Here is a 26,349-nt window from a genome sequence, read left to right as displayed (position 1 = left end):
TCCTCTCAGGCCCCGGCGGCGGGGACGGTGGTCAGCGCCGTGACCTTCCAGCCGTCGGACGTACGGAGGAGTTCGGCCTCCAGCCGATTGCGATCGCCGGAGGACGCGGGCCGGGCGCCGCCGGACGCGGTGGTCTCCACCCGTACGGTCGCGATGAGCCGGGCGGTTCCTGCGCGGTGGTCGAACGCGGTGAGCGCGGCGTCGGTGACGGTCGCGCGCACCGGCACATCGGTGGATGACCGGTCCTTCCTCAGCTCCTCCCGCAACTCCCCCGCCGACACCTCCAGCCACGCGCCCCGGTCCGCCCGGGCCCGTGCCGGGTCCAGGCTGTTGAGCACGGCGAGGTGCCGCCGCCCGGTCGCGAGGGCGGTGTCGCGGGCCTCGGCGTAGGCACGGGCCTCGTCGCCGGCGGTACGCGCGTACGACCACCCGGCGCCGCCGCACAGCAGCGCCGCGACGAGGACGGCCGCCCACCATCCGTACGGGATAGCCCCCGTCCCCCTCCTCATGGGCGCTCGCCCCGGGGCGCGTTCGCGGAGCCGCGGACGTTGACGCCGCTGGAGGGGGTGGCCGTGCAGCGGGCCTTGGTGTTGAGGGCGGGCGGGGCCGACAGATCGAGGCCGTTGCGGTAGGGCGTGCCGCCGTAGCCGGCGGTGCAGGGCAGCGGCTGGAAGAACGTCACCGACATGCCGAAGTTGGCGCCCTGCGGGGTGACGGCCGTCGCCCCGGCGGCGACGAGCGCGGGCATCGTGACGAGGAACTCCTCCATGCCGCGCTGGCGCGTCACGGCCACCTCGGAGACGGTGAGGAGGTTGGCGAGGACGGCCCCGAAGGCCGGGTCGAGGTCCTTCAGCAGGGCGCTGACCTGGCCGGCCGCTCCGGGCGCGACGGCGATGAGCCTGCGCAGGTCGGCGTCCGAGCCCTGGAGCGTGGCGGCGAGCTGCCGGGCGCCGGAGGCGAAGGAGGTGAGGGCCTCGCCCTCCTCGGCCTGGGTGCGCAGGACCGTCTCGGCGTCGATCACCAGCCGGGTGTTGGCGGGCAGCGCCTTGTCGGCGGCGCGTACGAAGGCGTCGCCGCCGTCCAGCAGTGCCTGGAGGTCGTCGCCGCGGCCGTTCAACGCCGTACCGAGTTCGTCGACGACCGTGCGCAGCGACTCCAGGTCGACGGAGGCGGCGAGGTCGCCGATCCCGGTCAGGACGGTGGTGACGGGTGGGGGCGTGCGGGTGTCGGAGCGCGGGATGACCGCTCCGTCGCGCAGGTACGGGCCGCCGGAGCCGGCCGGCCGCAGGTCGACGTACTGCTCGCCGACGGCCGAGAGGCCGGCGACGACGGCTTCCAGGTCCGCCGGGATGGGGGGCGCCGAGTCGTCGATGCGCAGCTCGGCCTCTACTCCGTCGCCGGTGAGCTCGATGGGTCCGACGCGGCCCACGGAGACGCCCCGGTAGGTGACGTTGGAGTGGGTGAAGAGGCCGCCGGTGGAGTCGAGTTGGACGCGCACGGTGTAGTAGTCGCGGAGTCCGGCGTACCGGCCGAGGTCGGCGTACCGCACGCCGACGTAGCCGAGGACGACGACGGCGATGAGGAGGAAGGCGAGGTTCTTGAGCCGGATGGCGAGGGTCGGCATCAGTTCCTCCCGGTCGGCGGCAGCGGTAAGGGAAGCCCGGCGGTCGACGGGGCCTCCGCCGGGTCACTCGGCGGGACCAGCGGCGGTACGAGCTGGGTGCCGGGTACGGCGGCGACGTCGAGGTACACGTTGAGGTAGTCGCCCTTGACGCCGCGCAGCACCTCGTCCGTGAACGGATAGGTGAGCAGCACCTGGAGCGAGTCGGGCAGCGCCTTCCCGGAGTCCGCCAGGGCGCGCAGGGTCGGGCCGAGCGCCTTGAGGTCGGCGATCAGGTCGGCCTTGCTGCGGTTGACGGTGTCGACGGCGACGGTGGAGAGCGTGTCCAGGGCGCCGAGCATGCTGAGCAGCGAGGCGCGCTGCCGCTCCAGCACCTTCAGGCCGGGGCTGAGTCCGGTGAGGACCTTGCCGACGTCCTGCTTCCGGGTGGCGAGGGTGGCGGAGAGCCGGTTCACGCCGTCGAGGGCCGCGGTGATGTTCGCCTTGTTGGCGTCGAGGCTCGTGACGAGGGTGTCGATGCGCGTGAGGAGGGACCGGACTTCGGTCTCGTTGCCGCGCAGCGCCTTGCCGAGCTCGGTGGTGATGGTCCTGATCTGCTGGATGCCGCCGCCGTTGAGGAGCATCGACAGGGCACCGAAGACCTCTTCGACCTCGGGGTTGCGGTTGGTGCGGCTCAGGGGGATGCGGTCGCCGTGCGCGAGCGTGCCCTCGGCCGCCTTCGCGGGCGCGGAGAGCTGGACGTACTTCTCGCCGAGCAGGCTGGACTGTTCGAGGTGCGCGTAGGCGTTGGCGGGCAGCCGTACGTCGCCGTTGACGCGCAGGGTGACCTGGGCCGACCAGTCGTCCTCGCCACCGGAGCCACCGGAGCCGCCGGACCCGCCGGACCCGCCGGTCAGGGCGATCCTCGTCACGCGCCCGACGGCGACGTCGTTGACCTTGACCGCGGAGTTCGGTACGAGGCTGAGGACGTCCGCGAACTCCGCGGTGACCTCGTACGGATGGTCGCCGAGGTCGGCGCCGCCGGGCAGGGGCAGCTGCTCGATGCCGGAGAGCTCCAGGCCTGCCGGTGCGTCGCAGCTCACGGCGGTCGCCGAGAAGCCGACGGCGAGGGCGAGGGCGGCGGCGGCCAGACCGACAGGGCGGGCACGGGCCGGCCGGTTCACCGCGCCGCTCCCTTCTCGGCGGTGTCGTTCTCGGCGGTTCCGTAGACCTGGCCGACGACGGGGAACGGGAGGGCGGGCAGGTCCTTGCGGCGGGCCGGTTCGACGGGAACCAGCCCCGATGTACCGGATGCGCCGGATCCCATGCTGAGCTCGTTGATGTCGGCGCGTCCGTTGAGGGTGCGGTGGAGCGGGTCGTACGCCTTGAGGGCGTTGCCCGCGGCGAGCGGCGCGGTGTCGAGTGCTTCCGCGAGCGAGGCGCGCTGCTCGGCGAGCGTCCGGGTGATCGGCAGCAGGATGTCGACGTTCTGCTTCAGGCTGCCGCGGTTCTTCTCGACGAAGGTCTTCACCTGGGCGAGGGCGGTGGAGAGCTCCTTGAGGGCGGCGGCGAGGTTCTCCTTGTCCTCGGCGAGGAAGCCGGTGACCGTGGCGAGCTGCCGCTCGGCCGTGCGCACCTCGCCGTCGTTGTCCTTCAGCATGGTGGTGAAGGACTGGAGGTGGGCGAGGGTGTCGAAGAGGTCGTCGCTGCTGGAGTCGAGGGTCTTGGCGGCCTTGCCGAACTGCTCGATGGAGTCGCCTATCGCCTTGCCGTTGCCCCGGAGGTTCGCGGCGCCGGTGTCGAGCAGGTCCGCCAGGGCACCCTGGGCGTTGGCTCCCTCGGGGCCGAGGGCCTCGCTGAGCTGGTTGATCGACGCGTACAGCTGGTCGATTTCGACGGGGGTGGCGTTGCGGGCGGCGGGCAGGACGGCGCCGTCGCGCAGCTGGGGGCCGCCCGTGTAGGCGGGGGCGAGCTGGATGTACCGGTCGGCGACGATGCTGGGGGCGACGAGCACCGCGTGGGCGTCGGCCGGGACCCGGACGCCCTCGTCGAGCAGGAGCGTGACCTCGACCTCCTTGCCCTGGGGGCGGACCGCTCCGACGGTGCCGACCTTGACGCCGAGGACGCGCAGGTCGGAGCCTTCGTACACGCCGGTGGCCCGGTCGAAGTACGCGGTGACGCGGGTGGTGCGCGCCTCGTCGAGGGCCTGGAGGCCGGAGGTCGCCGCGACCGCGACGACGGCGAGGCCGGCGCCGATGCCGATGGCGCGTCTGAGGTTCACCTGGCACCCCCTGGGGGCTTGGGCGGCATGCATCCGGTGGCCGGGGGCGTGCCGGGCGGGAGGTAGTGCCTGGGGACGAGGCCGCAGACGTAGGTGTCGAGCCAGCGGCCGTTGCCGAGGGTGTTGCCGACGAGCCGGTAGTACGGGCCCGCCAGGGCCAGGGTCCGGTCGAGGCTCTGCCGGTTCTTCAGCAGGACTCCGGTGACCCGGCTCAGCGACTCCAGGGTGGGGCCGAGCTGGCGGTTGTTGTCCTGGACGAGCCCGGTGAGCTGGGTGCCGAGGTTCCGGGCGCCGGTCAGGAGCTGATGGATGGCGTCGCGCCGGGCCTGGATCTCGCCGAGCAGCAGGCCGCCGTCCTCCAGGAGGGTCTCGAAGCTGCTCTTCTTGGTGGCCAGGGTCTTGGCCAGCTGCTTGCTGCCCTTGAGGAGTTCCGCGAGCTGCACGTCGCGCGAGGAGACGGTCCGCGACAGCGCCGACAGGCCCTCGGCGGCGCTGCGCACGTCGGGCGGCGCGTTCTTGAAGGTGGCGGAGAGGGCGTCGAAGCTCGCCGCGAGCTGCCGCGCGTCGAGGGCGTCGATGGTGTCGCCGAGGCCGCCCAGCGCCTGGGTGACGTCGTACGGGGAGGTGGTGCGGGACGCGGGGATGCGGCTGGCCGGGTTCTGGCGGCGGGTGCCGAGCGGGTCGACGGCGAGGTACTTCTCGCCGAGGAGCGTCTTGATGGCGATGGCGGCGGTGCTGGCGTCTCCGATCCAGGTGCCGTCGTCGACCTCGAAGGTGACCTTGACCCTGGCGCCGTCGAGGGCGACACCGGTCACCTCCCCGACCTTGACGCCGGCGACGCGTACCTCGTCCCCCTCGTCCAGACCGGCGGCCTCGGTGAAGTCGGCGGTGTAGCCGGTGCGGGCGGCGAGAGCGTCGACCTTGTACGCGCCGATGCCGAGGAGGGCGAGGACCAGGAGCCCGACGAGGCCGGTGAGGACGGGGTTGCGCTCCCGTACGGGCTTCGGGCGGAAGCGGGAGGGACGGAAGCGGAACGTCGGGAGAAGGCGTCTCATGCGCGGCACCTCGCTTCCGTGAGGGGGATACCGGTGGGCGGCTTGGAGCCGTCGGAGGTGGTGACGCCCGCGACGGTGGCCTCGCAGAGATAGAGGTTGAGCCACGACCCGTACGAGGCGAGCCGCCCGATGGCCTCCATCTTGGCGGGGCTCTTGCGGAGGAAGTCCTCGATCTGCGGGGTGCTCCGCTCCAGTTGGCCGGAGAGGCGGCCCAGCTGGCGGATGTCCTCCTTCAGCGGGGCGCGGCCGTCTTCGAGGAGGCCGGCCGTGACGGTCGTCAGCGATCCCATGGCGGTGACGGCCTCCCCGAGCGGTTTGCGGTCGCCGGCGAAGCCGCTGACGAGCTGCTGGAGGGTGACGACGAGGTCGTTGAAGCCCTCCTCGCGGTCGTTGACCGTCTGCAGCACCGTGGTGAGGTTCTGGATCACCTCGCCGATGACCTTGTCCTTGGCCGCGACGGTGCCGGTCAGCGAGCCCACGTGGCGCAGGAGCGAGTCGACGGTGCCGCCCTCCCCCTGGAGGACCTGGACGATGGAGCCGGCGAGGCCGTTGACCTCGGTCGGTGAGAGTCCTTCGAAGAGCGGCCGGAATCCGTTGAAGAGCTGGGTGAGGTCGAGGGCGGGCGTGGTCCGCTCCAGCGGGATGACGGCGCCGGGCGGCAGGGTGCGCCCGACCGGGCCGGTGCCCCGGTCGAGGTCGACGTAACGCTGGCCGACCATGTTCAGGTACTTGATCGACGCGGTCGCCGACGCGGGCAGCGCCCGGCCTTCTTGGACGGTGAAGCCGACCTCGGCGACGCGCCGGTCGACGACGCGGATCGACGAGACCTGACCGACCTTCACCCCGGCGATGCGGACGCTGTCGCCTTCGACGAGACCGGTGACGTCGGAGAAGCGGGCACGGTACGTGCTGGTGTCGCCGACTCCGGTGTTGGCGATGGACAGCGCCAGGACGGTGGTGGCGCACACGGTCACCACGATGAAGGCGAGCGACTTGGTGAGCGGCCCGGCGAGGGAACGGCGCGTCACTGGAGGGTCACCTCCGCTCCACGGAAGAGGGGGCCGGTCAGGACGGTGGACCAGTCGGGCAGCGACTGGGGCGCGGTCCGCAGGCCCGGGGCGATGAGTTCGTTGACGAGCTGGTTCTCCTGCGGGGAGTTGGGCAGGCCGAGGCCCTCGGCACCGGCAGGCTTCCCGGTGACCGGATGCCCGGTGGCCGACTGACCCGCGACCGGTTTCCCGGTGTACGGAACGGAGTAGCAGTGCGGCCCGCCGGTCGCCTCGTACACGGGCCGGTCCTTGCCGGGTACGTACGCGCCACGGGAGGGCACGGTCCGTACGGTGACGTGGAGCCCGGGCTCGTCGGTGCCCTTGCCGAGCGCCCTGTCCATCGCGGGGACGAAGCCCGCGAGCGTGCGCAGGGTGCAGGGGAAGGAGGAGGCGTAGCGGCCGAGCAGCTCCAGGGTGGGGCGGGAAGCGGCGGAGAGGCGGATGAGGTGGTGCCGGTTCTCGCGCAGGAAGGCGGTCAGGTCGTGGGCGGTCGCCGTCGTGGAGCCGTACAGCCGGGAGAGCTGGGCCTGCTGCTCGGCGAGGGTGCCGCTGGTCGTGGTGAAGTCGGTGAGCGCGTCGAGGATGTCGGGCGCGGCGTCCCCGTACACGCGGCTGACCTCGACGAGGTGCGTGATGTCCCGGTTGAGGGCGGGCAGGTGCGGGTTGAGCCTCTTCAGGTGCGCGTCGAGCGTGACGAGGGTGCGGCCGAGCTGCTCGCCGCGGCCTTCGAGCGCCTGGGCGACGGCCGTGAGGGTGGCGGAGAGCTTCTCCGGCTTCACGGCGGTGAGCAGGGGCAGTACCTGGTCCAGGACCTGTTCGAGTTCGACGGCGTTGGCGGAGCGGTCCTGCGGGATGGTGGCGCCCGCCGCGAGCGTATGAGGTGAGGGGCCGGGCGCGGGTGGGACCAGTGCGACGAACCGTTCGCCGAAGAGGGTGGTGGGCAGCATCTGCGCGGTGACGTCCGCCGGGATGCGGTCGAGCTGACCGGGGCGGATGGCGAGGGTGAGGCGGGCGCCGGTGCCGTCGGCGCTGATGTCGCGCACCTCGCCGACGACGACTCCGCGCAGCTTCACCTCGGCGCCTCGGTGCATCTCGTTGCCGACGCTGGTGGTGAGGACGGTGACGGTGGCGTCGCGGCTGAACTCCTTGTCGTACACGGCGACCGACAGCCGGACGAGGAGGACGGGGACGAGCAGGAACACGGCCCCGGCGAGGCGTCTGCGTACGGTGCGCGCGTTCATCCGGCCACCTTCACGGTCGTGGTCGCGCCCCAGATGGCGAGCGAGAGGAAGAAGTCGGTGACGCTGATCAGCACGATGGCGTTGCGTACGGAGCGGCCGACGGCGACCCCGACCCCCGCCGGGCCGCCGTGGGCGTGGAAGCCGTAGTAGCAGTGGGCGAGGATCACCATCACGCTGAAGATCAGCACCTTGAGGATGGAGAGCAGCACGTCGTCCGGGGAGAGGAAGAGGTTGAAGTAGTGGTCGTACGTGCCCGCCGACTGGCCGTTGAAGAGGACGGTGACGGCGCGGGAGGCGGCGTACGAGGAGAGCAGGCCGATCGCGTACAGCGGGATGATCGCGACGACGCCCGCGATGATGCGGGTGGTGACGAGGTACGGCATCGAGCGCAGGCCCATCGCTTCGAGGGCGTCGACCTCCTCGTTGATGCGCATCGCGCCGAGCTGCGCGGTGAAGCCGGCGCCGACGGTGGCGGAGAGCGCGAGCCCGGCGACGAGCGGGGCGATCTCGCGGGTGTTGAAGTAGGCGGAGACGAAGCCGGTGAAGGCGGAGGTGCCGATCTGGTTCAGCGCGGCGTGCCCCTGGAGGCCGACGACGGTGCCGGTGAACAGCGTCATGGCGACCATCACGCCGATGGTGCCGCCGATGACGCCGAGGCCGCCGCTGCCGAAGGCGACCTCGGCGAGGAGGCGTTGGACCTCCTTCAGGTAGCGGCGCAGGGTGCGCGGGATCCAGAGCAGCGCCTTGACGTAGAAGAGGAGCTGGTCGCCGGAGCGGTCGAGCCACGCGAGGGGCGAGGCCATGGTCAGGCCCCCTTCGCCGGGACGATCTGGAGGTAGATCGCGGTGAGGACCATGTTGACGAAGAAGAGGAGGAGGAAGGTGATGACGACGGACTGGTTGACGGCGTCGCCCACACCCTTGGGGCCGCCGCGGGGGTTGAGGCCGCGGTGGGCGGCGACGATGCCGGCGAGGAAGCCGAAGACCAGCGCCTTGATCTCGCTGATCCACAGGTCGGGGAGCTGGGCCAGGGCGGAGAAGCCGGAGAGGTACGCGCCGGGGGTGCCGCCCTGCATGACGACGTTGAAGAAGTAGCCGCCGAGGGTGCCGACGACGGAGACCATGCCGTTGAGGAGCACCGCGACCAGCATGGTCGCGAGGACGCGCGGGACGACGAGCCGCTGGACGGGCGAGACGCCCATGACCTCCATGGCGTCGAGCTCCTCGCGGATCTTGCGCGAGCCGAGGTCGGCGCAGATGGCGGAGCCTCCGGCACCGGCGATGAGCAGGGCCACGATCAGGGGGCTGGCCTGCTGGATGACGGCGAGGACGCTGGCGCCGCCGGTGAACGACTGGGCGCCGAGCTGCTGGGTGAGCGAGCCGACCTGGAGCGCGATGACCGCGCCGAACGGGATCGACACCAGGGCGGCGGGCAGGATGGTGACGCTCGCGACGAACCAGAACTGCTCGACGAACTCCCGGAACTGGAAGGGCCGTCGGAAGATGTCGCGGGACACGGTGGCGGCGAGCGCGAAGAGCTTGCCGCTCTCGCGGAGGGGCGCGAGCAGGCGTGAGGGCGCCGGGGCCCGGGGCGGTGCGGCCTCGGGCGGCGAGGCCTCGGGCGGTGGGGTGCGCGGGGGCAGCTCGAGGGTCATGAGACCGGACCGCCCGTCGGGGCGTAGCTGTGCAGGATGGCCGACCTGGCGGCCGGCGGAAGGTCGGGCAGCATCCCGAGGACCCTCTCGCGGCGGCGCAGTACGGCGGCGCGGGCGGGCATGCCGGGTGAAGGCTCCAGCTGGCGGGCGACGGGGCGCGGCGGGTGCGGGTGGAGGGCGGAGGTGCGCTGTTCGCGGGCGAGGGTCGCGGCGTCCTTCTCCTCCGACATGCCGATCGGCCCCTCGCGCCGTCCGGCGAGGAATTGAGCCACGACCGGCTCGTCGCTGGTGAGCAGCACCTCGCGCGGCCCGAAGGTGACGAGCCGCCGCCGGAAGAGCATCCCCATGTTGTCGGGGACGGTCGCCGCGATGTCGAGATTGTGCGTGACGATGAGCATCGTGGCGTCGATCTGCGCGTTCAGGTCGATGAGCAGTTGGGAGAGGTACGCGGTGCGCACGGGGTCGAGCCCGGAGTCGGGCTCGTCGCACAGGATGATGTGCGGATCGAGAACGAGCGCCCGGGCCAGGCCGGCACGTTTGCGCATTCCGCCGGATATCTCGCCGGGGAGCTTCTCCTCGGCGCCGATGAGGCCGACCATCTCCATCCGCTCCATGACGATGCGGCGGATTTCGGACTCCTTCTTGCGGGTGTGTTCGCGGAGCGGGAAGGCGACGTTGTCGAAGAGCGTCATCGAACCGAAGAGGGCGCCGTCCTGGAACATCAGGCCGAAGAGTTTGCGCGTTTCGTAGATGTCCCGCTCCGGGCTGCCGACCATGTCGACGCCGTTGATGAGCACGCGGCCGCGTTCGGGTTTGACGAGCCCGATGAGGGATTTCAGGAAGACGGTCTTCCCGGTGCCGGACGGCCCGAGCATGACGCTTACCTCGCCGGCGGGCAGGGTGAGGGTCACGTCCTGCCAGATGTTCTGCTTTCCGAAGGATTTCGTGAGCCCTTCGACGACCACTTCTGTTCCCACCACAACTCCAGACAGATGCCGCTCGTGCTGAGGAAGTGACAAAAGTGCACCGGGGAAGCGCACGTTACGGTCACGGTGAAGGCGTGGACAAGCGTTGCGACGACGGTTCTCCGATCGCCCGGCGCGTTTGTCATCGGGTGACAATTCCGCTGGGCGGTTTTGTCGCCGGGTGCGCAGCGACGGCTCAGCGCTCGGGCCGCGGCCTCGGCGGGTCCGGGCAGTGCGGGCTTCCGGGCGCGCAGAGCGGGCCCTGCGTCATCTTCATGTAGTTGCCCGCGCCGGAGAGCGACGCCGTGAAGAGCCGGTCCAGATCCTCGCCCGCCCCGACTCCGACGCCGGGCCCGGCACCCGTCCCGGCCCGGCAGCCACGGAACTCGGGGAGGGCGGCCGTGGCCGTCAGCGGGCCGCCGCCGGCGACGGTGTACCCGTGGGGCAGGCCGTCGACGTCGTTGTATCCGCGCCCGGTCAGCACCAGGTCCACGGGGCGGGCCGAGCGGCAGCGGGGGCCGACGTCCAGGGGGGTGCCGTTGACCTTGACGTCGTACAGCCGGATCCAGACCTTGCCGGTGACCGTGGACACCTCCGGCTGCCGTCCCTGCTCGTCCAGGGGGTAGCCGTGGGTGACGATCTCCATCGGGCCGACCGCGGTCAGTTCCACGGTGGCGGTGGTGGGCATGAAGCCGAAGGTGAGGAAGGTCGAGGTGGCGGGCGGGAGTTGCGGCTTTCCGCGATGGTCGAAGCGGGCATCGCTGTAGATGGCGAAATACGGCCCTCCGGGAGGGCTGCAGGTGAGCATCTGATAGGCCTTCAACATGTTCACGCGCAGCATGCCCGGCTCTTTCAGGAAAATCGCGCCACCGAGCTTTCGGACATTCGAGTAGCCGGCGATGTAGCCGTGCGCCGGTGTCGGTTCCAGCGGGAAGGGGGGTTCTTCGACGCACCGCTCCTTGTAACCGGGCCCGAGCGGGGCCGGGGTCGGGGTCGAGGGCGGGGCCGGGGTCAGGGTCGAGGGCGGGGTCGCGGGCGGGGTCGAGGGCGGGGTCGAGGGCGCTTGCGCGGGCCGCGCCGCCACCTTGACCCGTGCGAACTCCGTCTCCTCGCCCCGCTCGGGCGTGCACGCGAGGGACAGGTTCGGCGGTGCGGCGGGCCGGTCGTCCGCCGTCCGGGCGAGCAGGTCGAGCGCGACGGCCCCGGCGGAGAAGGCGAGTTCACCCGCGGACCGGGGGGTGACCTCCGGCACGGCGCCCCGCGCCTCGATCGTGTACTCGCCCTGCGCGGGCACCGCCGTCTCCGGGGCCGCCAGCTGCGCCCAGGGCACCTCCACGGTCCCGGAGCTGTGGGCGACGGCCGTCGTCAGACGGACGACACCGCCGGTCTTCGCCACCCCCGCCGCGGCGAGATCGGCGACCGCCTCCGGCGACAGCCGGACGCCCACGACGATGGACTCCGCGCGGACGGGCCGTCCGGCCCGCACCTGCCGGGGCAGGACCGCCGAGACCCGTACCGTCGCGGCCCGCTCCCCGCCGCCGCCCGGCAGGACGCAGCGGTAGGCGAGCGTCCGGTCCACGACCTGCTCGCCCTCGTCGGCGGCGGCTCCCGTACCGACACCCGTACCGGGAACGAGCCCCGCGACCAGTACGACGGCGCCCATCGCCACCGTACGGCGCAGGCCCCGTCGCCCGTGCCATGCCTCGCTCATACCGTCGCGCCCTCTCTCGAAGTCCCGAAGTCCCGACCGCGCGGCCGGTGGGAACCGTCCGCGCGGCGGGGAAGCGGTCGGCCGCCGTCCCTGGGGCCCCTGAACGGGCCTTACGGGCTGGTGACCGTGAGGATGGGCGAGACCTTGTACTGGGCGCGGAACGTCGCCGCGTTGCCGTTGTTCAGCAGGCCGGCGCACGCGCCGGTGACCTCGGAGATGGTGAGGGCGGGCGTCGCGTCGTCCGCGATGCTCAGGACACCGGTGGAGTTGGTGTACGAACCGGTGTTGGCCGATCCCCTGATGCGGGCGGAGCAGGTTCCGGCGATGCTGGTGCCGGTCAGCTTGACGTCGATGCCGGTGATGTTGCCCTTGGTCACACCCGCGCTGTACGAGCTGCCGTTGAGCGACATCGGGGCGTTGCTCGTGGCGATCCAGGTGGAGCCGAGGGGGCCGGTGCACTTGGAGGCCGAGCTGCCGAAGGTGGCGGTCTGGATGATGGCCAGGCCGATGCCGTCGGAGTCGACGCCGTCCACGGCGGTGCCGGACGCGGCGATGGTCCGACAGGTGACCTGCGCGCCGGTGGACTTGTTGGTGAGCACCGCCGTCGTACCGGCGACGTTCACGGCGGTGAACTTGTCGTCGGCGGCGGGGTTGGTGACGGTCCACGAGGCCTGCGCCGCCGCCGAGGCGTTCGTGGCGGTGACTCCGGCCGCGCCGAGAAGCGCGGCGGCTGCGATGGCGGACAGTTTTGTGATGCGTCGCATGGGTGTTCCCTCCTGGGGATTCGGGCGTACCCGATGGACCGCTTTCCGTCCCCGCGCGGCTCTTTCGGGTGGGAGGTACGGAAAGCGTGAGCGGCTCACTTCACAGAACCGGCGCCGATATGTTCCGCTCCATCGGCCGCCGGGAGTAAGAACCTTGCGCCAGTGACGCTACGAGCGGGTAACCAACCGCGCAATACTCGGCCGACGGTTTTCCGCAGCGCACTTACTCACCGGTATTTTCTTATCGCCGCCGGAGCAGATCGCCGCGATTTCTTGTCGAGAAGTGAGCAGCCCCGCCCCTGCCCGCCCCGCCCCCTCCCGGGCCGGGTCCGGCCACCGTCCGGCTTCGGCCATATCGCCGCCGAAGACCCCCGACCACGGTCCGAACTGCTGCGCGAGCGCGACGTCCTGGACTATGTTCGGGCCCCCAAGAAGTGCCACGCGCAGTGCTCACACCGTCGATCCGCGGGAGCGCTCTCACCCCCCACGCTCGCTCCCACCCCCACGGGACGTCCGGAGAACGAGGGGACCGCCGCATGCCCAGAACCACCCAGCCGTCGGACGCGGGCGAGCCGCTGGGGCAGCTCCCCCAGGAGTTCGCCGCCATGATCAGGCCCGAACTGCCCAGCCTCGTCACGGAGATCGGCATCGAGGTCACCCGGGCCTACCCCGAGTACGCGCGCCTGCTCAACGGACCGTACCGGCAGGCGCTCCAGTACGGCGTCGAGCAGAACATCGCGGCCTTCGCCGAACGCGTCGCCTCCCCTTCCGCCCCCACGACGCTGCGCGACGAAGTGTGCCGCAGGTTCGGCCGGTTCGAGGCGTACGAGGGCCGGAGCCTGGAGACCCTCCAGGGCGCGTACCGCCTCGGCGCCCGCGTCGCGCTGCGGCGCGCCAAGAAGGTCGGCCGGCGCTACAACCTCTCCCCGTCGCTGCTGCTGAGCTTCGCCGACGCCCTCTTCGCGTACGTCGACGAGCTCGAAGCGCTCTCCCGCGAGGGCTACCTGGAGGTGCGGGCGCAGGCCGACGCGCGGTCGGAGCTGTTACGCAGGCGGCTGCTGCACCTCGTCCTGTCGGGGCCGCCGCTGCCGCGTACCGCCATCACCGAGCTGTGCGAGCAGACCGGCTGGACGCTGCCCGAGCTGGTCACACCGGTGGCGCTGCGCTCCCCCGCCGCGCTCTCCCCCTCCGTCCTGGACAACGATGTCCTGCTGGACGCGGCCGACCCGCAGCCGCTGCTGCTCGTTCCCGGCGCCGTGGACGGCGCCCGCCGCCGCATGCTGGAGGCGGCCCTGCCGGCCGTGCGCGCCGCGGTCGGCCTCACCGTGCCGACCGCCTCTGCCGCCGACTCGCTGCGCTGGGCGCGGCGGGTGCTGGAGCTCATCGACGCGGAGGCCATCGAGGACCGGGCGCTGGCCTTCTGCGCGGACCACCTGGTCACGCTGTGGCTGCTCGCCGATCCCGCGCTCACCGAACAGATCGCCGAGCGCGAACTGGCGCCGCTCGCCGAGCTCACCCCCACCCGCCGCTCCCGGCTCGTCGACACGTTGCGCGTCTGGCTGGAAACGCGCGGCACGGCGGCGCAGATGGGCCGGTTGCTGGAGGTGCACCCGCAGACGGTGCGCTACCGGATGCGGAGCCTGGAGCACCGGTTCGGCGGCCGGCTCACCGACCCGGAGGCCCGGTTCGCGCTGGAGGCGGTGCTGCGGGCGCTGCACCTGCGGGGCGGGCGCCGGTGACTGCTGCCTCCGGGTGAACCCGGGCGCACCCGGACGAGAAACGTGGGAAACGGTTGCAGCACAGATACAAACCCGCGGGAAAACCGGGATACGCGTCCTGTACTCATGGAGGGAGCACCGCATCGGACCGCTGTCCTCCGGGCAGCGCGCAGCAAGCAGCAAAGGACCTGACGTGACCGCCTCGCCCCTCGTGCCCGTCCCGATTCCCGACCGCGTCGCCGCCCTCATCGGGTCGTGCATGCCGATCGGCATCCTGCAGGCCGAGATCGACGCCGAGTGCGCGGCCCGCGAGGTCCGCCGCTTCCGCTTCCCGATGTGCCAGGAGGACCAGGCGGACCGCGAGCACGCGCTGGCGCTGCTGGCCAGGGCCAACAAGGTGCTCGGCGCGTACAACCCGGGTCTGCTCCTGCGGTCGGGCGGGGCCGCCCGCTGAGGTGACCCTCCAGGGGGTGTCACCGGTCCGGACCGCGCCCGCATGCGGGGGTGGTCCGCCGGTGTGAGGGTGCAAGCGTGACGACGACCACGCAGCAGGCGCCGGTGGCGGCGCCGCCGGTGCTCGACGCCCGGCAGCGGAACATCGTCTTCGTGACGATCATGCTCGGGGTGCTGCTGGCCGCGCTCGACCAGACGATCGTCGGTACGGCGCTGCCCACGATCGTCGCGGACCTGGGCGGCGCCGCGCACATGTCGTGGGTCGTCACCGCGTACCTGCTGGCGGAGACGGTCGCGACCGTCCTGGTCGGCAAGTTCGGCGACCTCTTCGGGCGCAAGCTCGTCTTCCAGGTCTCGGCCGTCGTCTTCGTCACCGGATCGTTCCTGTGCGGCCTGGCCGCCAACATGACGCTGCTGATCCTGTGGCGCGGGGTACAGGGCGTCGGCGCGGGCGGGCTGATGGTCACCGCCATGGCGCTGATCGCGGACGTCATCCCGCTGCGCGAGCGCGGGAAGTACCAGGGCGCGATCGGTGCGGTCTTCGGGGTGTCGACGGTGATCGGCCCGCTGCTCGGCGGGCTGTTCACCGACCACCTGTCCTGGCGGTGGGCGTTCTACGTCAACGTCCCCATCGCCGTCGTCGTGGTGTTCGCGGCGGCCCGCACCATCCCGTCCGTCAGGTCGGCGTCCCGGCCGGTCATCGACTACGCCGGCATCGCCCTCGTCGCGGTCGGTGCGAGCGCGCTGATCCTGGCCACCAGTTGGGGCGGCAACGAGTACGCGTGGGGCTCGCCGGTCATCGTCGGGCTGTTCGTGGCCGGGATCGTCGCGCTCGCGCTGTTCTGCGTGGCCGAGACGCGGGCCGTGGACCCGATGCTGCCGATGCGACTGTTCGGCAATCCGGTCTTCACCGTGTGCTCGGTGCTCAGTTTCATCGTGGGCTTCGCCATGCTCGGCGCGATGATCTTCCTTCCGTCGTACCTCCAGTACGTCGACGGCGACTCGGCCACCGTCTCCGGCGTCCGTACGCTCCCCATGGTCGTCGGTCTGCTCATCGCCTCGGTCTACAGCGGCAACGTGACCAGCAAGACGGGCCGGTACCGGATCTTCCCCATCGTCGGCTCGCTGGTGATGGCGGTCGGGCTCTATCTCCTCTCCCTGATGGGTCGGGGGACGGGCACCTGGCTGGAGTCGCTCTACATGTTCGTGCTCGGCGTCGGGATCGGCCTGTGCATGCAGGTGCTGACGATCGCCGTGCAGAACACCGTGGAGTACGCGGACCTCGGCACGGCGACCTCGGGCGTGACCTTCTTCCGCACGCTCGGCATGTCCTTCGGTACGGCGGTCTTCGGGACGATCTACGCCAACGCCCTGGGCCCGAACCTGCGGCAGGGCGTCGGCGAGGCGGCGGCGGTGGCGGCGGACGTACCGGACCCGGCGGAGGCGGCGGACGCGGCGGCGCTGGGGCGTGCGGCGCTCAGCCCGCAGGGCGTGCACGGGCTGCCGGCCGAGCAGGCGGCGCCGCTGATCGAGGCGTACGCGGACACGCTGCACACCGTGTTCCTGTGGACGGTGCCGGTGGCCGTGGTCGGCTTCGCGGTGTCGCTGTTCCTGCGGCAGGTGCGGCTGCGGGACGCGGCGCGCGTCACGGCGTCGGACATGGGCGAGGGCTTCTCGTCGCCGGTGGCGACGGCGGACTCGGCGCGGCTGCTGGAGCTGTCGGTGGGCCGGCTGCTGCGCCGGGTGGACCTCACGACGGTGCGTCGGGTGATCGAGGACTCCGACACGCGGCTGGACGTGGCGGGCGCGTGGGCGGTGATGCAGGTGGAGCTGTTCACCCGCCTGGTGGGGCACGCGAGCCTGGGACTGATCGCAGCGCGGCGGCGGGTGCCGCCGGAGGTGCTGGTTCCGGTCTTCGACCGGATGGTCGAGGAGGGGTACCTGACCCGGGCCGGGCACCTCTTCTCGCTCACCCCGGCGGGGGCGCGGGAGGCGGCGGTGATCAGCGAGGCGTGGGCGCGCTGGCTGACGGACCGGCTCGAACGGGACAGCGGCCGCCCGAGCGGTCCGGAGCTGCGGGCGGCGACGGACACGATCGCCAAGCGCATGCTGGCGGAGGACCTGGCGTCGGCCGACCCCGCACGGATGAGCGGATGAGCGGCTCAGCGCCTCAGCAGCTGATCAGTCGATGAACGTGCCGTCCACGTAGACCCAGGCCCCGTCCTCCTTCTCGAACCGGCTGCGCTCGTGGAGCGCGCCGGGCTCGCCCCCGTGGGTGTAGCGGGCGACGAAGGTGACGGTGCCGGTCGTGTGGAACAGGGTGCCGTCCGTGGTCCCGGTGACCTCCAGCCCCGTCCAGCGCATCTCCGGGTCGAACTCCACGCGCGGGGGCCGGGTGCGCGCGGCCCAGGTGCGCAGCAGGTACGGCTCGTCGCGTACGACGAAGGCGCTGTAGCGCGAGCGCATCAGCGACTCGGCGGTCGGGGCGTGGGCCTCCCCCGCGTGGAACCGCCCGCAGCAGGCCCCGTACGCATCGCCGCGCCCGCAGGGGCAGGGCGTCTCGGCCCGTACGGCGGAGGCGGCCGCAGGGGCCGGTGCCGCCGGTGCGGGGCGCGGTGGGATGGTACGTCGGGGGGTGCGTCGGGCCATACGCCCCATTCTGCCCCGACGCGCCGGAGCCGGGGCCGCCGGGTCGCGCGCCGCCGGGAACCGGCCGACGCGCGGGGAGAGTTCATGAGCCGACGGGGAAAACGTACGGGGACCGCACACGCGCCGCCGTGGCACAGAGTGACGAGAACCCTACAGGTTGGCTGCGTACTGTCATAAGGATCGAGAGTCGGCACGGCGATGAGCAAGACGATGATCAAGAAGATGCACGAGATGACGAGACGAGGGAGAACCATGCACCCTTTCGCTTACGCCTACGCCCGTCCGCAGGAGAGCGCTGACGACGCCACGGAGCTGTACACCTACGACGCGGCACGCCAGCTCAACGTACTGCCGGACGGCCGCCCCGCCATCGCCGAGCCCGCGATCCTGCTGGCCGCCGGCACCACCACGTCCAAGGCCGGTTCCCAGACGCACTTCGACGACTGAGCGGCCGGCGGCGCGCTGATGACCGTACTGATCCTGACCAGCCCTCAGGACGTCACCGCCGACATGGTGGTGGACAAGCTGCAGGCGCGGGGCGTTCCCCTGGTACGCCTGGACCCCGCCGACCTCCCGGGTGAGGTGGACCTGTCGGCCGAGTACGTACGCGGCGACTTCCACGGCTATCTGTCGGCGCAGGGCCGCATGGTCAGCTCCCGGGCCCTGCGCTCCATATGGATGCGCAGGCCCGGCGAACCGGCCGCGCACGCGCCCGAGCACTCGGACTGGCTCGGCGCCGAGACCGCGCAGGCACTGTACGGAATGCTGTACTCCACCACGGCGCGCTGGATGAACCACCCCCGGCAGGCGGCGCAGGCCCGGCACAAGCCGTGGCAGCTCCGGCTCGCGCACCACAGCGGTTTCGCCGTGCCGCCCACCGTGATCACGACCTTTCCCCGGGTGGCGGAGGAGTTCGCGGCGCGGCACGGGCCGGTTGTGGTCAAGTCCCTGTCGGGGCCGCCGCGCGGCGGTCCGCCGGTCGAGCTGCCCACCACGCTGCTCGGCCCCGGTACGGACTTCGCCGGTGTCGCGGCCGGCCCCACCCTGCTCCAGCAGTACGTGCCCAAGCGGGCCGACCTCCGGCTCACCTACGTGGGCGGACGGATCTTCGCCGCCCGGAAGGCGTCCGCGCCCGGCCAGGTCGACGGGCGCTACGGCGACACCGGGGAGCCCTGGAAGCCGGCCGAGGTGCCGGACCGGATCGTGCGGGGCGTGCGCGACTACACGGACCTGGCCGGACTGGCGTACGCCGCCTTCGACTTCGCCGAGGACCCGGAGGGGCTGTGGTGGTTCCTGGAGTGCAACCAGGGCGGGCAGTTCGGCTTCGTGGAGGCGGAGACGGGCCAGCCGATCGCCGAGGCGGTCGCCTCCTGGCTGGCGCCGCGTCACCCGTCGGAGCGCACATGACCGACGGGTCGCCGACCGGCGGCCCCGTGTGGCGGAAACCGGCCAAAGTGCGCACGGGGCACTCCTGATCGGTTCCGGGCCGCGCGGGGCGGCCCTATGCTCCTGCGACCAACGTGACCGTTACCGCAGGTAAGGGGTGGGTGGGGCATGGATCGTACGCGTACGACGACACGACGGGGCTTCGTGGCGGGTGCCGCCGTGGTGGCCGGGGCCGTGGGGGCGGGCCTCCCGTCGGCGGGTCCCGCGGCGGCGGCAGAGGTGTCGGCGGGGGACGCGGCCGGTGGCCTCTCCGGCCGGTCCGTCGCCGTGTTCGGCGGCGGCGTCGCCGGGCTCACCGCCGCGCACGAACTCGCGGAGCGCGGCTTCCGGGTGACCGTCTACGAACGGCGCGCGCTCGGCGGCAAGGCGCGCAGCTTCGACGTACCGGGCAGCGCGAAGGGCGGGCGCAGACCGCTCCCCGCCGAGCACGGGTTCCGGTTCATCCCGGGCATCTACCACAACCTGCCGGACACGATGCGGCGCATCCCGTACCCGGGCAACGCGCGCGGCGTCTTCGACAACCTCGTCGCGCCGCCCGAGATGATGTTCGCCCGCACCGGCCGCGAGGACCTGCGGATGTCCATCCCCTGGCCCGGGCACAAGCCGGCCGCGCTCACGCTGGACGAGATCCGCCGCGCGCTGACCGCCCTCGTCGAGACGGCCGCCGGGCTCCCGGCGCACGAGACCGCGTACTTCGTGAACCGCGCGCTCGTCTTCCTCACCAGCTGCGACGAGCGGCGCGACGAGGTGTGGGAGCACACGCCGTGGTGGGACTTCACCCGGGCCGCGCGGATGTCGGAGACGTACCAGCGGATCCTCGCCATCGGCGTCACCCGCAACATCGTGGCGACGAAGGCCGAGGAGGCCAGCACCCGCACCGTCGGCACGCTCGGCGAGGCGTTCGTCTTCAACGCGCTCGGCCGTGGCGCGGACGGCCCCCCGGACCGGATCCTCAACGCCCCCACCAACGAGGCCTGGATCGACCCCTGGGAGGCCCATCTGCGCTCCCTGGGCGTCGAGTTCAAGGTCGGCTGGACACTGCGCGAGGTGCTGTACGCGGACGGGCGGGTCGGCGGCGCGGTGGTCGAGGACCCGGGCGGGGCGCGCGGAAACGTCACCGCCGACCACTACGTCTGCGCGCTGCCGGTCGAGCACGCCCGCCGCACCTGGGGCGCGGCCCTGCGCGCGGCGGACCCGCAGCTGGCGCGGTGCGACAGGCTCCAGACGGACTGGATGACGGGCATCCAGTTCTATCTGACCGAGCGCCCGCCGCTCGTCCACGGCCACCTCAACTGCATCGACTCGCCCTGGTCGCTCACCGCCATCGCCCAGGCGGAGCACTGGCCGCACCGCGACTTCCCCGCCGACTACGGCGACGGCGTGGCCGTGGACTGCCTGTCCGTCGACATCTCCGAGTGGGACAAGCCGGGGATCCTGTACGGGAAGACGGCCAAGCAGTGCACGCGCGAGCAGGTGGCCCGCGAGGTGTGGGCGCAGCTGAAGGCGGCGCTCAACGACACGGGCCGGACGGCGCTCAAGGACGGCGCGCTGCACTCCTGGTACCTGGACCCGGGCGTGGACGGTCTCGGCACCCCGCATCCGACCAACGAGGACGAGCTCCTCATCCACCCGGTCGGCACCTTCCACCACCGGCCGTCGGCCGCCACGGCGATCCCGAACTTCTACCTGGCGGGCGACTACGTCTCCGTCGACATCGACCTGGCGACGATGGAGGGCGCCAACGCCTCGGCCCGCCAGGCGGTCAACGCCCTGCTGGACCGGGCGGGTTCGACGGCGCCCCGCTGCACGGTCAAGCCGCTGTTCCGGGCCCCGGAGATCGAGCTCCTCAAGCGCCACGACCGCACCCGCTACCGCCTGGGCCTGCGCAACGCACTCGACCTGGGGTGATCCGGCGTTCGGGGGCGGGCCCGCGCCGTGCCGCCGGGCCCACCCCCGGCCCCGCTCAAGGACCCGGCCGGAACCGATCCCCGCATAACGCTGCGCCGGGCGCGACCGGCCCGATACGCTCGGCGGGTGCGGCAGAGGCCCGTACCGCTTCAGAGACCCATGATTTCCGGGTGCTCGGCCAATTTGGCGAAATGGGCGGCGGGATTCGCGATGAGCTTTCGCTGATCCAGGTCGATGAGGCCGGCGACGCTGGTCAATTCACAGGCGAGTACACCGTCGGCACGCCGGATCTCTTGCTCCACCCGGAATGTCCTGCCGTCACCCCAAACCCACCGGCACGTCACGTCGACTTCATCTCCGCCGCGCAGCTCATGACGGAACCGCATGGTGTTCTCCAGGACGGCCGGGCCGATCCGCGTCTCCAGCAGGCGGTCCTGGGAAATACCCGCCGCCCGCAGACTCTCCCACCGCAGATGCTCGCAATACTGCAGGTAAACCGCCTGGTTGAGGTGGCCTTGCGTGTCGAGCTCGTAGCCCCGTACAACGATCCGTAACTGAAACGGCTGCGTCATGTTCAGTCGGCCTCCTTTATGGATCCCCGTAGATCCACGAAATTCCTACCCCATCGAGTAGGCACGGGCAACCCCGACCAGGAATGACGAATTCCGCGTGATCTGGATCACATCGCAGCCTCCCTTGACCCGTCGATCTGCCAGAGTGTTAACGTCTGGCCATGCCTTGCTGGGTGATCGCTTTCGAATTCATTCGCTCGCAGCTCTTACCCGACCACTTACCCCGCCGCTTAGCCCGCCCCGCCGTCTCATTGAATGAGATAAAACGGTGACGGCGGATGTCGTCGCCGATCTGATGGCAGCCGGCCACCGGTTCCCGCACCACATCGCACTCGCCCACGGTGACCGCGAGACGACCTACGCGGAGCTCTTACGCCGGGTCCGGGCGACGGCCGAGCGGCTGGGCCCCGAGCCGGGGCCGGTGGGAGTCCTCACCGACCGCTCCCCGGCCACCGTCGTCGCCCTCCTGGGCGTCCTGGCCGCCGGCGGCACGTACTGCCCCGTCGACCCGGCCTTCCCCGCCGCGCGGCAGAAGGCCCTTCTGATGGCCGCCGGTTGCACCCGAGTGATCGTCACCCGCCCCGGGACCCCGGTCCCCGAGGGAGCGGACGCCCTCCATCTCCCCGACGCGGAGACGGAGCCCCGGAATCCGGCACCGGACTCACCCGGGACGCGCAGCGCGGCGCCCGACCTGCCCGCGTACACGCTCTTCACCTCCGGGTCCACCGGCACACCCAAGCCGGTCCTCACCCCCCGGCGCGCCATCACCGCCTCCGTCGCCTCGCTGCGCGAACTCTTCGGCCTCACCCCCTCGGACCGTGTCCTGCAGTTCGCCTCGCTCAACTGGGACACCTGCTTCGAGGAGATCCTCCCCGCGCTCACCGTCGGCGCGACCCTCGTCTTCGCGGACGACGCGTACACCGGCTCGCTGCCCCGTATGCTCCGCGCCGTCGCCGCCGCCCGCGTCACCCTGCTCGACCTGCCGACCGCCTTCTGGCACGAGCTCGTCCGGCACCTCGCCGAGAGCGGCGAGTCGCTGCCCGGCCACGTCACCACCGTGGTGATCGGCGGCGAGGCCGTCAGCCCCGCCCGGCTCGCCGAGTGGCGGGCCCTCGGCACCGGCCGTATCCGGCTGGTCAACACCTACGGCTGCACCGAGACCACCCTGATCACGCACGCCGTCGACCTGCACGGCCCCCGGGCCCCCGGCCCCGGCGCGTGGTGGGGCGAACACGACCGCGTCCCGATCGGCCTGCCGCTGCCGCACGTCGTCGACGCCGTCGGCGAGGACGGCGAACTGCTGGTGTCCGGGCCCGCGTTGGCGCTCGGCTACCGGGGCCTGCCGGACATCACCGCCGAACGCTTCACGACACGCGAGGGACCCGCCGGCCAAGGGGCCGTCCGCTGGTTCCGCACCGGCGACCGGGTCTCGCGCAACCCGCACGGCCACCTCGTCCACGAGGGCCGCCTCGACGCCGAGATCAAGGTGCGGGGCATCCGCGTCGACCCCGGGGAGATCGAGGCCCATCTCACCGCCCACCCGCGGGTCGGGGCCGCCGCCGTCGTCGGCGCCCGCACCGCGGACCGGACCACCGTGACCGCGTACGTGGTGCCCCAGCACGCCGGCGCCGACACGGACGGCCTCGCCCGCGAGGTGCTGCGCCACCTGCGCGACACCGTGCCCGGCCATCTGGTCCCGCACCGGATCACCGTCGTCCCCGGGCTCGTCCACACCGCGGGCGGCAAGATCGACCGGCTCGGAACCCACCGGCGCCACACGGCCGCCGCCGGCGCACCGCCGTCCGCGTCGCCCGCCTCCTCCGTGCCCGCCACCGCCGCGCCCGCCTCGGCCGCGCCCGCCACCGGCCAGACAGAACAGGACGCTTGATGAACCCCGACGACATCGTCGACATCTTCCGTCGTGTGCTGGAGACCGAGAGCGTCTCCGCGGACTCCGACTTCTTCGACCTCGGCGGGGACTCGCTCCTCGGCACCCGCGTTCTGAGCGCCGTCGCCCGCACCCACGGTGTCGAACTCACCTTCGACGACATCCTGGAGGCGCCGACCCCGGCCGCCCTCGCCCGGCGTGTCGCGAGCGTGGCCCGATGAGCGTCGTCGTCGTGGGCGCCGGCCTCGCCGGGCTGACCGCCGCCGACGCACTCGCCCGGCGCGGCGTCGACGTCCAGGTCCTGGAGGCCCGGGACCGGGTCGGCGGACGGATGCACGGCATCGAGGTCGCCCCCGGCAACTGGGCCGACGCCGGCGCCGCTTATCTGGGCGAGCGGCACACGCACCTGCTCGCCCTGATGGCCGAGTCCGGCCTCAAGACCGCCCCCACCACCATGGACGGCGCCAGCCGCTTCGCCCTCGGCGCCGGGTCGCCCGACAGCGTCCCGGGCCGCTTCCCCCCGCTCAGCGGCGTCGCGCTCGGCGACATGTTCGACCTGCTCGACGAGGTCACCCGGTCGGTACGCGCCGACGCGCCCTGGCTCACCCCGGACGCCGCGCGCCTCGACGCCATGACGGCCGCCGAATGGGCGGACACCCACCTGCGGCACCCCGACAGCCGGCTCTTCTTCCCGCTGTTCCTCGGCGAGATGATGGCCGCCGCACCCGCCGACGTCTCCGTCCTCCACATGGCCTTCTACCTCCGCTCCGGCGGCGGCCTGCGCTACCTCAACGCCTTCGCCGGCGGTGCCCAGGAGTGGCGGATCGACGGCGGCGCGCACCGCCTGTGCGAGGCGCTGGCCGCCGGGCTCGGCGACCGGGTGCGGCTGTCCGAGCCGGTCACCGCCGTGGAGCAGGACGACGACGGGGCCACCGTGCGCTCCGCCGGCGGCGCCACCCGCGCGGACGCCGTGATCGTCGCGCTGCCGCCGGTCCTCGCCGACCGGATCGCCTACACGCCGGGCCTGCCCGCCCCCCGCTCCGGTGCGCGGACCGCGCCCGGCTGCGCGGTCAAGGTGCACCTGGTCCACCCGTCCCCGCTCTGGCGCGAACAGGGCCTTTCTGGCTGGTCGGTGAGTTCCGACGGCCCGCTGCTCTCCACCGTCGACGACTCGCCCGAGGAGGGCGGCGCGGGCGTCCTCACCGGTTTCGTCACCGGCGAGGAGGCCCGCCGCTTCGCCGCCCTGAGCCCGGCCGAGCAGCGCGCCGCCGCCGTCGGCCAGGCCGCCCGGCTCTTCCCGGACCTGCCCGAACCGATCGGCTTCCACGTCACGGACTGGGTGAACGACCCGTACAGCAAGGGGTGTTACGCGGCCCTGTTCGGCCCCGGCGACTGGCTCGCGCTCGGTCCCGGGCTGACCCGTCCGCACGGCCGCGTCCACTGGGCCGGCACCGAGACCAGCACCGAGTTCTTCGGCCTCATGGAAGGCGCCATCCGGTCCGGCCGCCGGGCCGCCGAGGAGACCGCCGCCCGCCTCTGAGCGGGGCCGGGCCCCACGTGCCACCACCTTTCGACGTCCTCAGGAGAGCACTGTGACGACCAGCCCCATCGCTCCACTCGCCGTCCGGCGCCAGTTCATGACCGACCCCACCCTCGGCGCGGGCAACTTCCTCCAGAAGGCCCTGGAGTCCAACCCCAACAGCGACGTCCCGTACGCCTTCACGCACACCCTCGACCACCGCGGGGAGGTCGTGCTGCGCGGCCACAGCCTGCGGGACCTCGCCGCCCTGCGCGACCGCTACGCCCGCTGGTACCACGCCAACGGGGTGCGGCCGGGCGATCCGGTCGCCGTCTTCGTCGGCGAGGGGCTCCAGCCGTTGCTGCACTTCCTCGCGCTCACCGCCCTCGGCGCGATCCCGGCGCTCATCAACAACGCCATGCCGGAGCGGACCGCGATCCGCTACATCGACCACGTCGGAGCGGCCGGCCTGGTCGCCGACGACCCGACCCGGCTGGTCGCCGCGTACCGCGCCGACGGCAACCGCCGCCGCCCCCGGTTCGTCGTCCCGGCCGCCGAGATCAAGGCGTACGACCCGGAAGGCGACGCGAGCGGCGCGCTGCCGGCGGCGTACCCGTACGCACACGCCGCCGACGAGGTCGTCGCGCTCATCCACTCCTCCGGGACCACCGGCACCCCGAAGTCGACGATGCTCGCGCACCGGCAGTTCTGGGCGGGCAAGGAACCCCGGATGGAGCGGTTCCCCGCCTCGCCCGACGACCGGCTCATGTCGCTGATGCCGCACACCCACGCCGGAGGCCTCAGCTACTTCCTCACCGCGACGCTCCTCGGTCTGCCCACCGTCGTCATGGCGGACTGGCGGCGCGCGGTCGTCGAGCCGGTGATGGAGGCCTTCCAGCCGACGATGGTCGCCTCCTTCCCGCGCACGTTCGTGGAGCTCGCCACCGGTGAGCCGCCGACGAAGGGCGCCGCGAAGGTGCACAGCTGGTTCAACACCGGCGACGGCGCCCACTACGGCCACATCCGCCGCCTGGTCCGGCTCGGCGAACGCCCCGCCGGGCTCATCAAGCCCTGGCTGCTCCCGCGCGGCCAGGACGCCGACGCGCCCCTGCCCGGTTCGCAGTTCATCGACGGGCTCGGCTCCTCGGAGATGGGCATGGCCCTCTTCGGCCAGGTCACCACCCCCGAGTCGGAGCGCGACGACCGCTGCGTCGGCAAGCCCACGGAGGTCGTGACCGCCGCGGCCGTCCTCGGGACCGACGGCCGGGAGGTCCCGGTCGGCACGGTCGGCCTGCTCGCCGTCAAGACGCCGTCGCGCACGCCCGGTTACTGGAACGACCCGGAGCTGACGCGCAGCTTCGAACTCGACGGCTACTGGCTCACCGGTGACGTGGCGCGCAGGGACGAGGAGGGGAACTTCTACCACCTCGACCGCACCGTGGACGTCATCGACACCGCCGACGGCCCGGTCTACAGCCTGCCGATCGAGGAGGTGCTCCTCGCCGACTGCGGCGACGTCGTCCAGGACTGCGGCGTGGTCGGCGTACCGGCCGCCGAGGGGGACGGGCAGCGGCCGATCGCCGTCGTCCGGATCCAGCCGGGCGTCGCCGAGCCGTCCACCGACGCACTGCGCGAGCAGGCCAACAAGGAGCTGACCGCCGCCGGACTGGCCCCGCTGGCCGCCGTGATCGTCGCGCGCGACGCCGCGGACTTCCCGACCGGCGTCACGGGCAAGGTCCTCAAACGGGAGCTGCGCACCCGCTGGGCCACCCTCCTCACCGGCGCCGACCGGACCTGACCGCCGCCGTCAGCCCGGGGGCCGGTGCCGCGGCCCCGCCGCACCGGGCACGGTGCCGCGGACCGGCGGCGCCGTACC

At 72.4% G+C, this 26,349-nt stretch carries 24 protein-coding genes; 10 read left to right on the top strand and 14 right to left on the bottom strand.

Annotated elements, in window-relative coordinates; all coding sequences use genetic code 11:
* Positions 1–5 precede the first annotated feature (5 nt).
* From ACIRNI_RS16140 to ACIRNI_RS16085, 12 genes are all read right to left on the bottom strand, one after another.
* Positions 6–509: a hypothetical protein gene (locus ACIRNI_RS16140; protein WP_403552038.1), complete on the bottom strand. Its 504-nt coding sequence runs from the start codon at positions 507–509 to the stop codon at positions 6–8.
* Complete coding sequence (locus ACIRNI_RS16135; RefSeq protein WP_403552037.1) at positions 506–1,624, bottom strand: MCE family protein; 1,119 nt, start codon at positions 1,622–1,624, stop codon at positions 506–508. Before ACIRNI_RS16135 ends, ACIRNI_RS16140 begins: the two co-directional genes overlap by 4 nt.
* Positions 1,624–2,784: an MCE family protein gene (locus ACIRNI_RS16130; protein ID WP_403552036.1), complete on the bottom strand. Its 1,161-nt coding sequence runs from the start codon at positions 2,782–2,784 to the stop codon at positions 1,624–1,626. Before ACIRNI_RS16130 ends, ACIRNI_RS16135 begins: the two co-directional genes overlap by 1 nt.
* Positions 2,781–3,881 carry an MCE family protein gene (locus tag ACIRNI_RS16125; protein ID WP_403552035.1) on the bottom strand — a complete coding sequence of 367 codons (1,101 nt, stop codon included), beginning with the start codon at positions 3,879–3,881 and terminating at the stop codon, positions 2,781–2,783. The genes ACIRNI_RS16130 and ACIRNI_RS16125 overlap by 4 nt, the downstream gene beginning before the upstream one ends.
* Positions 3,878–4,936, bottom strand: a complete 1,059-nt coding sequence (locus tag ACIRNI_RS16120) for an MCE family protein (protein ID WP_403552034.1) — start codon at positions 4,934–4,936, stop codon at positions 3,878–3,880. Before ACIRNI_RS16120 ends, ACIRNI_RS16125 begins: the two co-directional genes overlap by 4 nt.
* Complete coding sequence (locus ACIRNI_RS16115; RefSeq protein WP_403552033.1) at positions 4,933–5,964, bottom strand: MCE family protein; 1,032 nt, start codon at positions 5,962–5,964, stop codon at positions 4,933–4,935. The genes ACIRNI_RS16120 and ACIRNI_RS16115 overlap by 4 nt, the downstream gene beginning before the upstream one ends.
* Complete coding sequence (locus tag ACIRNI_RS16110) at positions 5,961–7,226, bottom strand: MCE family protein (protein WP_403552032.1); 1,266 nt, start codon at positions 7,224–7,226, stop codon at positions 5,961–5,963. The genes ACIRNI_RS16115 and ACIRNI_RS16110 overlap by 4 nt, the downstream gene beginning before the upstream one ends.
* Positions 7,223–8,029: an MlaE family ABC transporter permease gene (locus tag ACIRNI_RS16105; protein ID WP_403552031.1), complete on the bottom strand. Its 807-nt coding sequence runs from the start codon at positions 8,027–8,029 to the stop codon at positions 7,223–7,225. The genes ACIRNI_RS16110 and ACIRNI_RS16105 overlap by 4 nt, the downstream gene beginning before the upstream one ends.
* 2 nt (positions 8,030–8,031) lie before the next feature.
* Positions 8,032–8,880, bottom strand: coding sequence for an MlaE family ABC transporter permease (locus tag ACIRNI_RS16100; protein WP_403552030.1), 849 nt, complete (start codon positions 8,878–8,880; stop codon positions 8,032–8,034).
* On the bottom strand, positions 8,877–9,857 hold the full coding sequence (locus ACIRNI_RS16095) for an ATP-binding cassette domain-containing protein (protein ID WP_355357687.1): 981 nt from the start codon (positions 9,855–9,857) through the stop codon (positions 8,877–8,879). Before ACIRNI_RS16095 ends, ACIRNI_RS16100 begins: the two co-directional genes overlap by 4 nt.
* 184 nt (positions 9,858–10,041) lie before the next feature.
* On the bottom strand, positions 10,042–11,556 hold the full coding sequence (locus ACIRNI_RS16090; RefSeq protein WP_403552029.1) for a DUF6801 domain-containing protein: 1,515 nt from the start codon (positions 11,554–11,556) through the stop codon (positions 10,042–10,044).
* Positions 11,557–11,666: 110 nt separating this feature from the next.
* Positions 11,667–12,320, bottom strand: coding sequence for a hypothetical protein (locus ACIRNI_RS16085; RefSeq protein ID WP_403552028.1), 654 nt, complete (start codon positions 12,318–12,320; stop codon positions 11,667–11,669).
* A gap of 536 nt (positions 12,321–12,856) precedes the next feature.
* Between ACIRNI_RS16085 and ACIRNI_RS16080 the strand changes: the two genes are divergently transcribed.
* The 3 genes from ACIRNI_RS16080 to ACIRNI_RS16070 all read left to right on the top strand — a co-directional run bounded on the left by ACIRNI_RS16080 (position 12,857) and on the right by ACIRNI_RS16070 (position 16,648).
* Positions 12,857–14,059: a helix-turn-helix domain-containing protein gene (locus tag ACIRNI_RS16080; protein ID WP_403552027.1), complete on the top strand. Its 1,203-nt coding sequence runs from the start codon at positions 12,857–12,859 to the stop codon at positions 14,057–14,059.
* A 172-nt stretch (positions 14,060–14,231) separates the two neighbouring features.
* Complete coding sequence (locus ACIRNI_RS16075; RefSeq protein ID WP_403552026.1) at positions 14,232–14,492, top strand: hypothetical protein; 261 nt, start codon at positions 14,232–14,234, stop codon at positions 14,490–14,492.
* Between the two features lie 161 nt (positions 14,493–14,653).
* Positions 14,654–16,648 carry an MDR family MFS transporter gene (locus ACIRNI_RS16070; RefSeq protein WP_403552206.1) on the top strand — a complete coding sequence of 665 codons (1,995 nt, stop codon included), beginning with the start codon at positions 14,654–14,656 and terminating at the stop codon, positions 16,646–16,648.
* Positions 16,649–16,672: 24 nt separating this feature from the next.
* Here the strand turns inward: ACIRNI_RS16070 and ACIRNI_RS16065 are convergent, their stop codons facing one another.
* Positions 16,673–17,140, bottom strand: coding sequence for a YchJ family protein (locus tag ACIRNI_RS16065; RefSeq protein WP_403552025.1), 468 nt, complete (start codon positions 17,138–17,140; stop codon positions 16,673–16,675).
* Between the two features lie 252 nt (positions 17,141–17,392).
* Here ACIRNI_RS16065 and tgmA point away from each other — a divergent pair, with 252 nt between their 5' ends.
* From tgmA to ACIRNI_RS16050, 3 genes are all read left to right on the top strand, one after another.
* Entirely contained in the window at positions 17,393–17,587 is a 195-nt protein-coding gene (tgmA, locus tag ACIRNI_RS16060) for a putative ATP-grasp-modified RiPP (RefSeq protein ID WP_403552024.1), read from the top strand.
* Positions 17,588–17,605: 18 nt separating this feature from the next.
* Positions 17,606–18,547 carry an ATP-grasp ribosomal peptide maturase gene (gene tgmB, locus ACIRNI_RS16055; RefSeq protein ID WP_403552023.1) on the top strand — a complete coding sequence of 314 codons (942 nt, stop codon included), beginning with the start codon at positions 17,606–17,608 and terminating at the stop codon, positions 18,545–18,547.
* A gap of 147 nt (positions 18,548–18,694) precedes the next feature.
* Entirely contained in the window at positions 18,695–20,494 is a 1,800-nt protein-coding gene (locus ACIRNI_RS16050; RefSeq protein ID WP_403552022.1) for an FAD-dependent oxidoreductase, read from the top strand.
* A 149-nt stretch (positions 20,495–20,643) separates the two neighbouring features.
* On the opposite strand, the gene ACIRNI_RS16045 is transcribed toward ACIRNI_RS16050, so the two are convergent.
* Positions 20,644–21,066 carry an acyl-CoA thioesterase gene (locus tag ACIRNI_RS16045; protein ID WP_355357528.1) on the bottom strand — a complete coding sequence of 141 codons (423 nt, stop codon included), beginning with the start codon at positions 21,064–21,066 and terminating at the stop codon, positions 20,644–20,646.
* 268 nt (positions 21,067–21,334) lie between these two features.
* Between ACIRNI_RS16045 and ACIRNI_RS16040 the strand changes: the two genes are divergently transcribed.
* The 4 genes from ACIRNI_RS16040 to ACIRNI_RS16025 are packed head-to-tail and all read left to right on the top strand — an operon-like array spanning position 21,335 to position 26,271.
* Positions 21,335–22,954, top strand: a complete 1,620-nt coding sequence (locus ACIRNI_RS16040) for an amino acid adenylation domain-containing protein (protein WP_403552021.1) — start codon at positions 21,335–21,337, stop codon at positions 22,952–22,954.
* Positions 22,954–23,175, top strand: a complete 222-nt coding sequence (locus ACIRNI_RS16035) for an acyl carrier protein (RefSeq protein WP_355357522.1) — start codon at positions 22,954–22,956, stop codon at positions 23,173–23,175. The genes ACIRNI_RS16040 and ACIRNI_RS16035 overlap by 1 nt, the downstream gene beginning before the upstream one ends.
* Positions 23,172–24,494: a flavin monoamine oxidase family protein gene (locus ACIRNI_RS16030; protein ID WP_403552020.1), complete on the top strand. Its 1,323-nt coding sequence runs from the start codon at positions 23,172–23,174 to the stop codon at positions 24,492–24,494. The genes ACIRNI_RS16035 and ACIRNI_RS16030 overlap by 4 nt, the downstream gene beginning before the upstream one ends.
* A gap of 52 nt (positions 24,495–24,546) precedes the next feature.
* Entirely contained in the window at positions 24,547–26,271 is a 1,725-nt protein-coding gene (locus tag ACIRNI_RS16025) for a class I adenylate-forming enzyme family protein (RefSeq protein ID WP_403552019.1), read from the top strand.
* Positions 26,272–26,349: the final 78 nt, after the last annotated feature.

This window comes from Streptomyces sp. NPDC093546, from assembly GCF_044765045.1.
In the GTDB taxonomy this organism is placed as follows: Bacteria; Actinomycetota; Actinomycetes; order Streptomycetales; family Streptomycetaceae; genus Streptomyces.
Note: the sequence above shows the minus strand (reverse complement) of the source record. Positions and strands in the feature narration are given on the sequence as shown.

Coding starts and splice junctions, on each gene's coding strand:
- ACIRNI_RS16140 (WP_403552038.1), bottom strand. CDS start 509: ATGAGGAGGGGGACGGGGGCTATCCCGTACGGATGGTGGGCGGCCGTC.
- ACIRNI_RS16070 (WP_403552206.1), top strand. CDS start 14,654: ATGCTCGGGGTGCTGCTGGCCGCGCTCGACCAGACGATCGTCGGTACG.
- ACIRNI_RS16135 (WP_403552037.1), bottom strand. CDS start 1,624: ATGCCGACCCTCGCCATCCGGCTCAAGAACCTCGCCTTCCTCCTCATC.
- ACIRNI_RS16030 (WP_403552020.1), top strand. CDS start 23,172: ATGAGCGTCGTCGTCGTGGGCGCCGGCCTCGCCGGGCTGACCGCCGCC.
- ACIRNI_RS16045 (WP_355357528.1), bottom strand. CDS start 21,066: ATGACGCAGCCGTTTCAGTTACGGATCGTTGTACGGGGCTACGAGCTC.
- tgmB (WP_403552023.1), top strand. CDS start 17,606: ATGACCGTACTGATCCTGACCAGCCCTCAGGACGTCACCGCCGACATG.
- ACIRNI_RS16105 (WP_403552031.1), bottom strand. CDS start 8,029: ATGGCCTCGCCCCTCGCGTGGCTCGACCGCTCCGGCGACCAGCTCCTC.
- ACIRNI_RS16065 (WP_403552025.1), bottom strand. CDS start 17,140: ATGGCCCGACGCACCCCCCGACGTACCATCCCACCGCGCCCCGCACCG.
- ACIRNI_RS16050 (WP_403552022.1), top strand. CDS start 18,695: ATGGATCGTACGCGTACGACGACACGACGGGGCTTCGTGGCGGGTGCC.
- ACIRNI_RS16100 (WP_403552030.1), bottom strand. CDS start 8,880: ATGACCCTCGAGCTGCCCCCGCGCACCCCACCGCCCGAGGCCTCGCCG.
- tgmA (WP_403552024.1), top strand. CDS start 17,393: ATGCACCCTTTCGCTTACGCCTACGCCCGTCCGCAGGAGAGCGCTGAC.
- ACIRNI_RS16110 (WP_403552032.1), bottom strand. CDS start 7,226: ATGAACGCGCGCACCGTACGCAGACGCCTCGCCGGGGCCGTGTTCCTG.
- ACIRNI_RS16120 (WP_403552034.1), bottom strand. CDS start 4,936: ATGAGACGCCTTCTCCCGACGTTCCGCTTCCGTCCCTCCCGCTTCCGC.
- ACIRNI_RS16085 (WP_403552028.1), bottom strand. CDS start 12,320: ATGCGACGCATCACAAAACTGTCCGCCATCGCAGCCGCCGCGCTTCTC.
- ACIRNI_RS16080 (WP_403552027.1), top strand. CDS start 12,857: ATGCCCAGAACCACCCAGCCGTCGGACGCGGGCGAGCCGCTGGGGCAG.
- ACIRNI_RS16090 (WP_403552029.1), bottom strand. CDS start 11,556: ATGAGCGAGGCATGGCACGGGCGACGGGGCCTGCGCCGTACGGTGGCG.
- ACIRNI_RS16035 (WP_355357522.1), top strand. CDS start 22,954: ATGAACCCCGACGACATCGTCGACATCTTCCGTCGTGTGCTGGAGACC.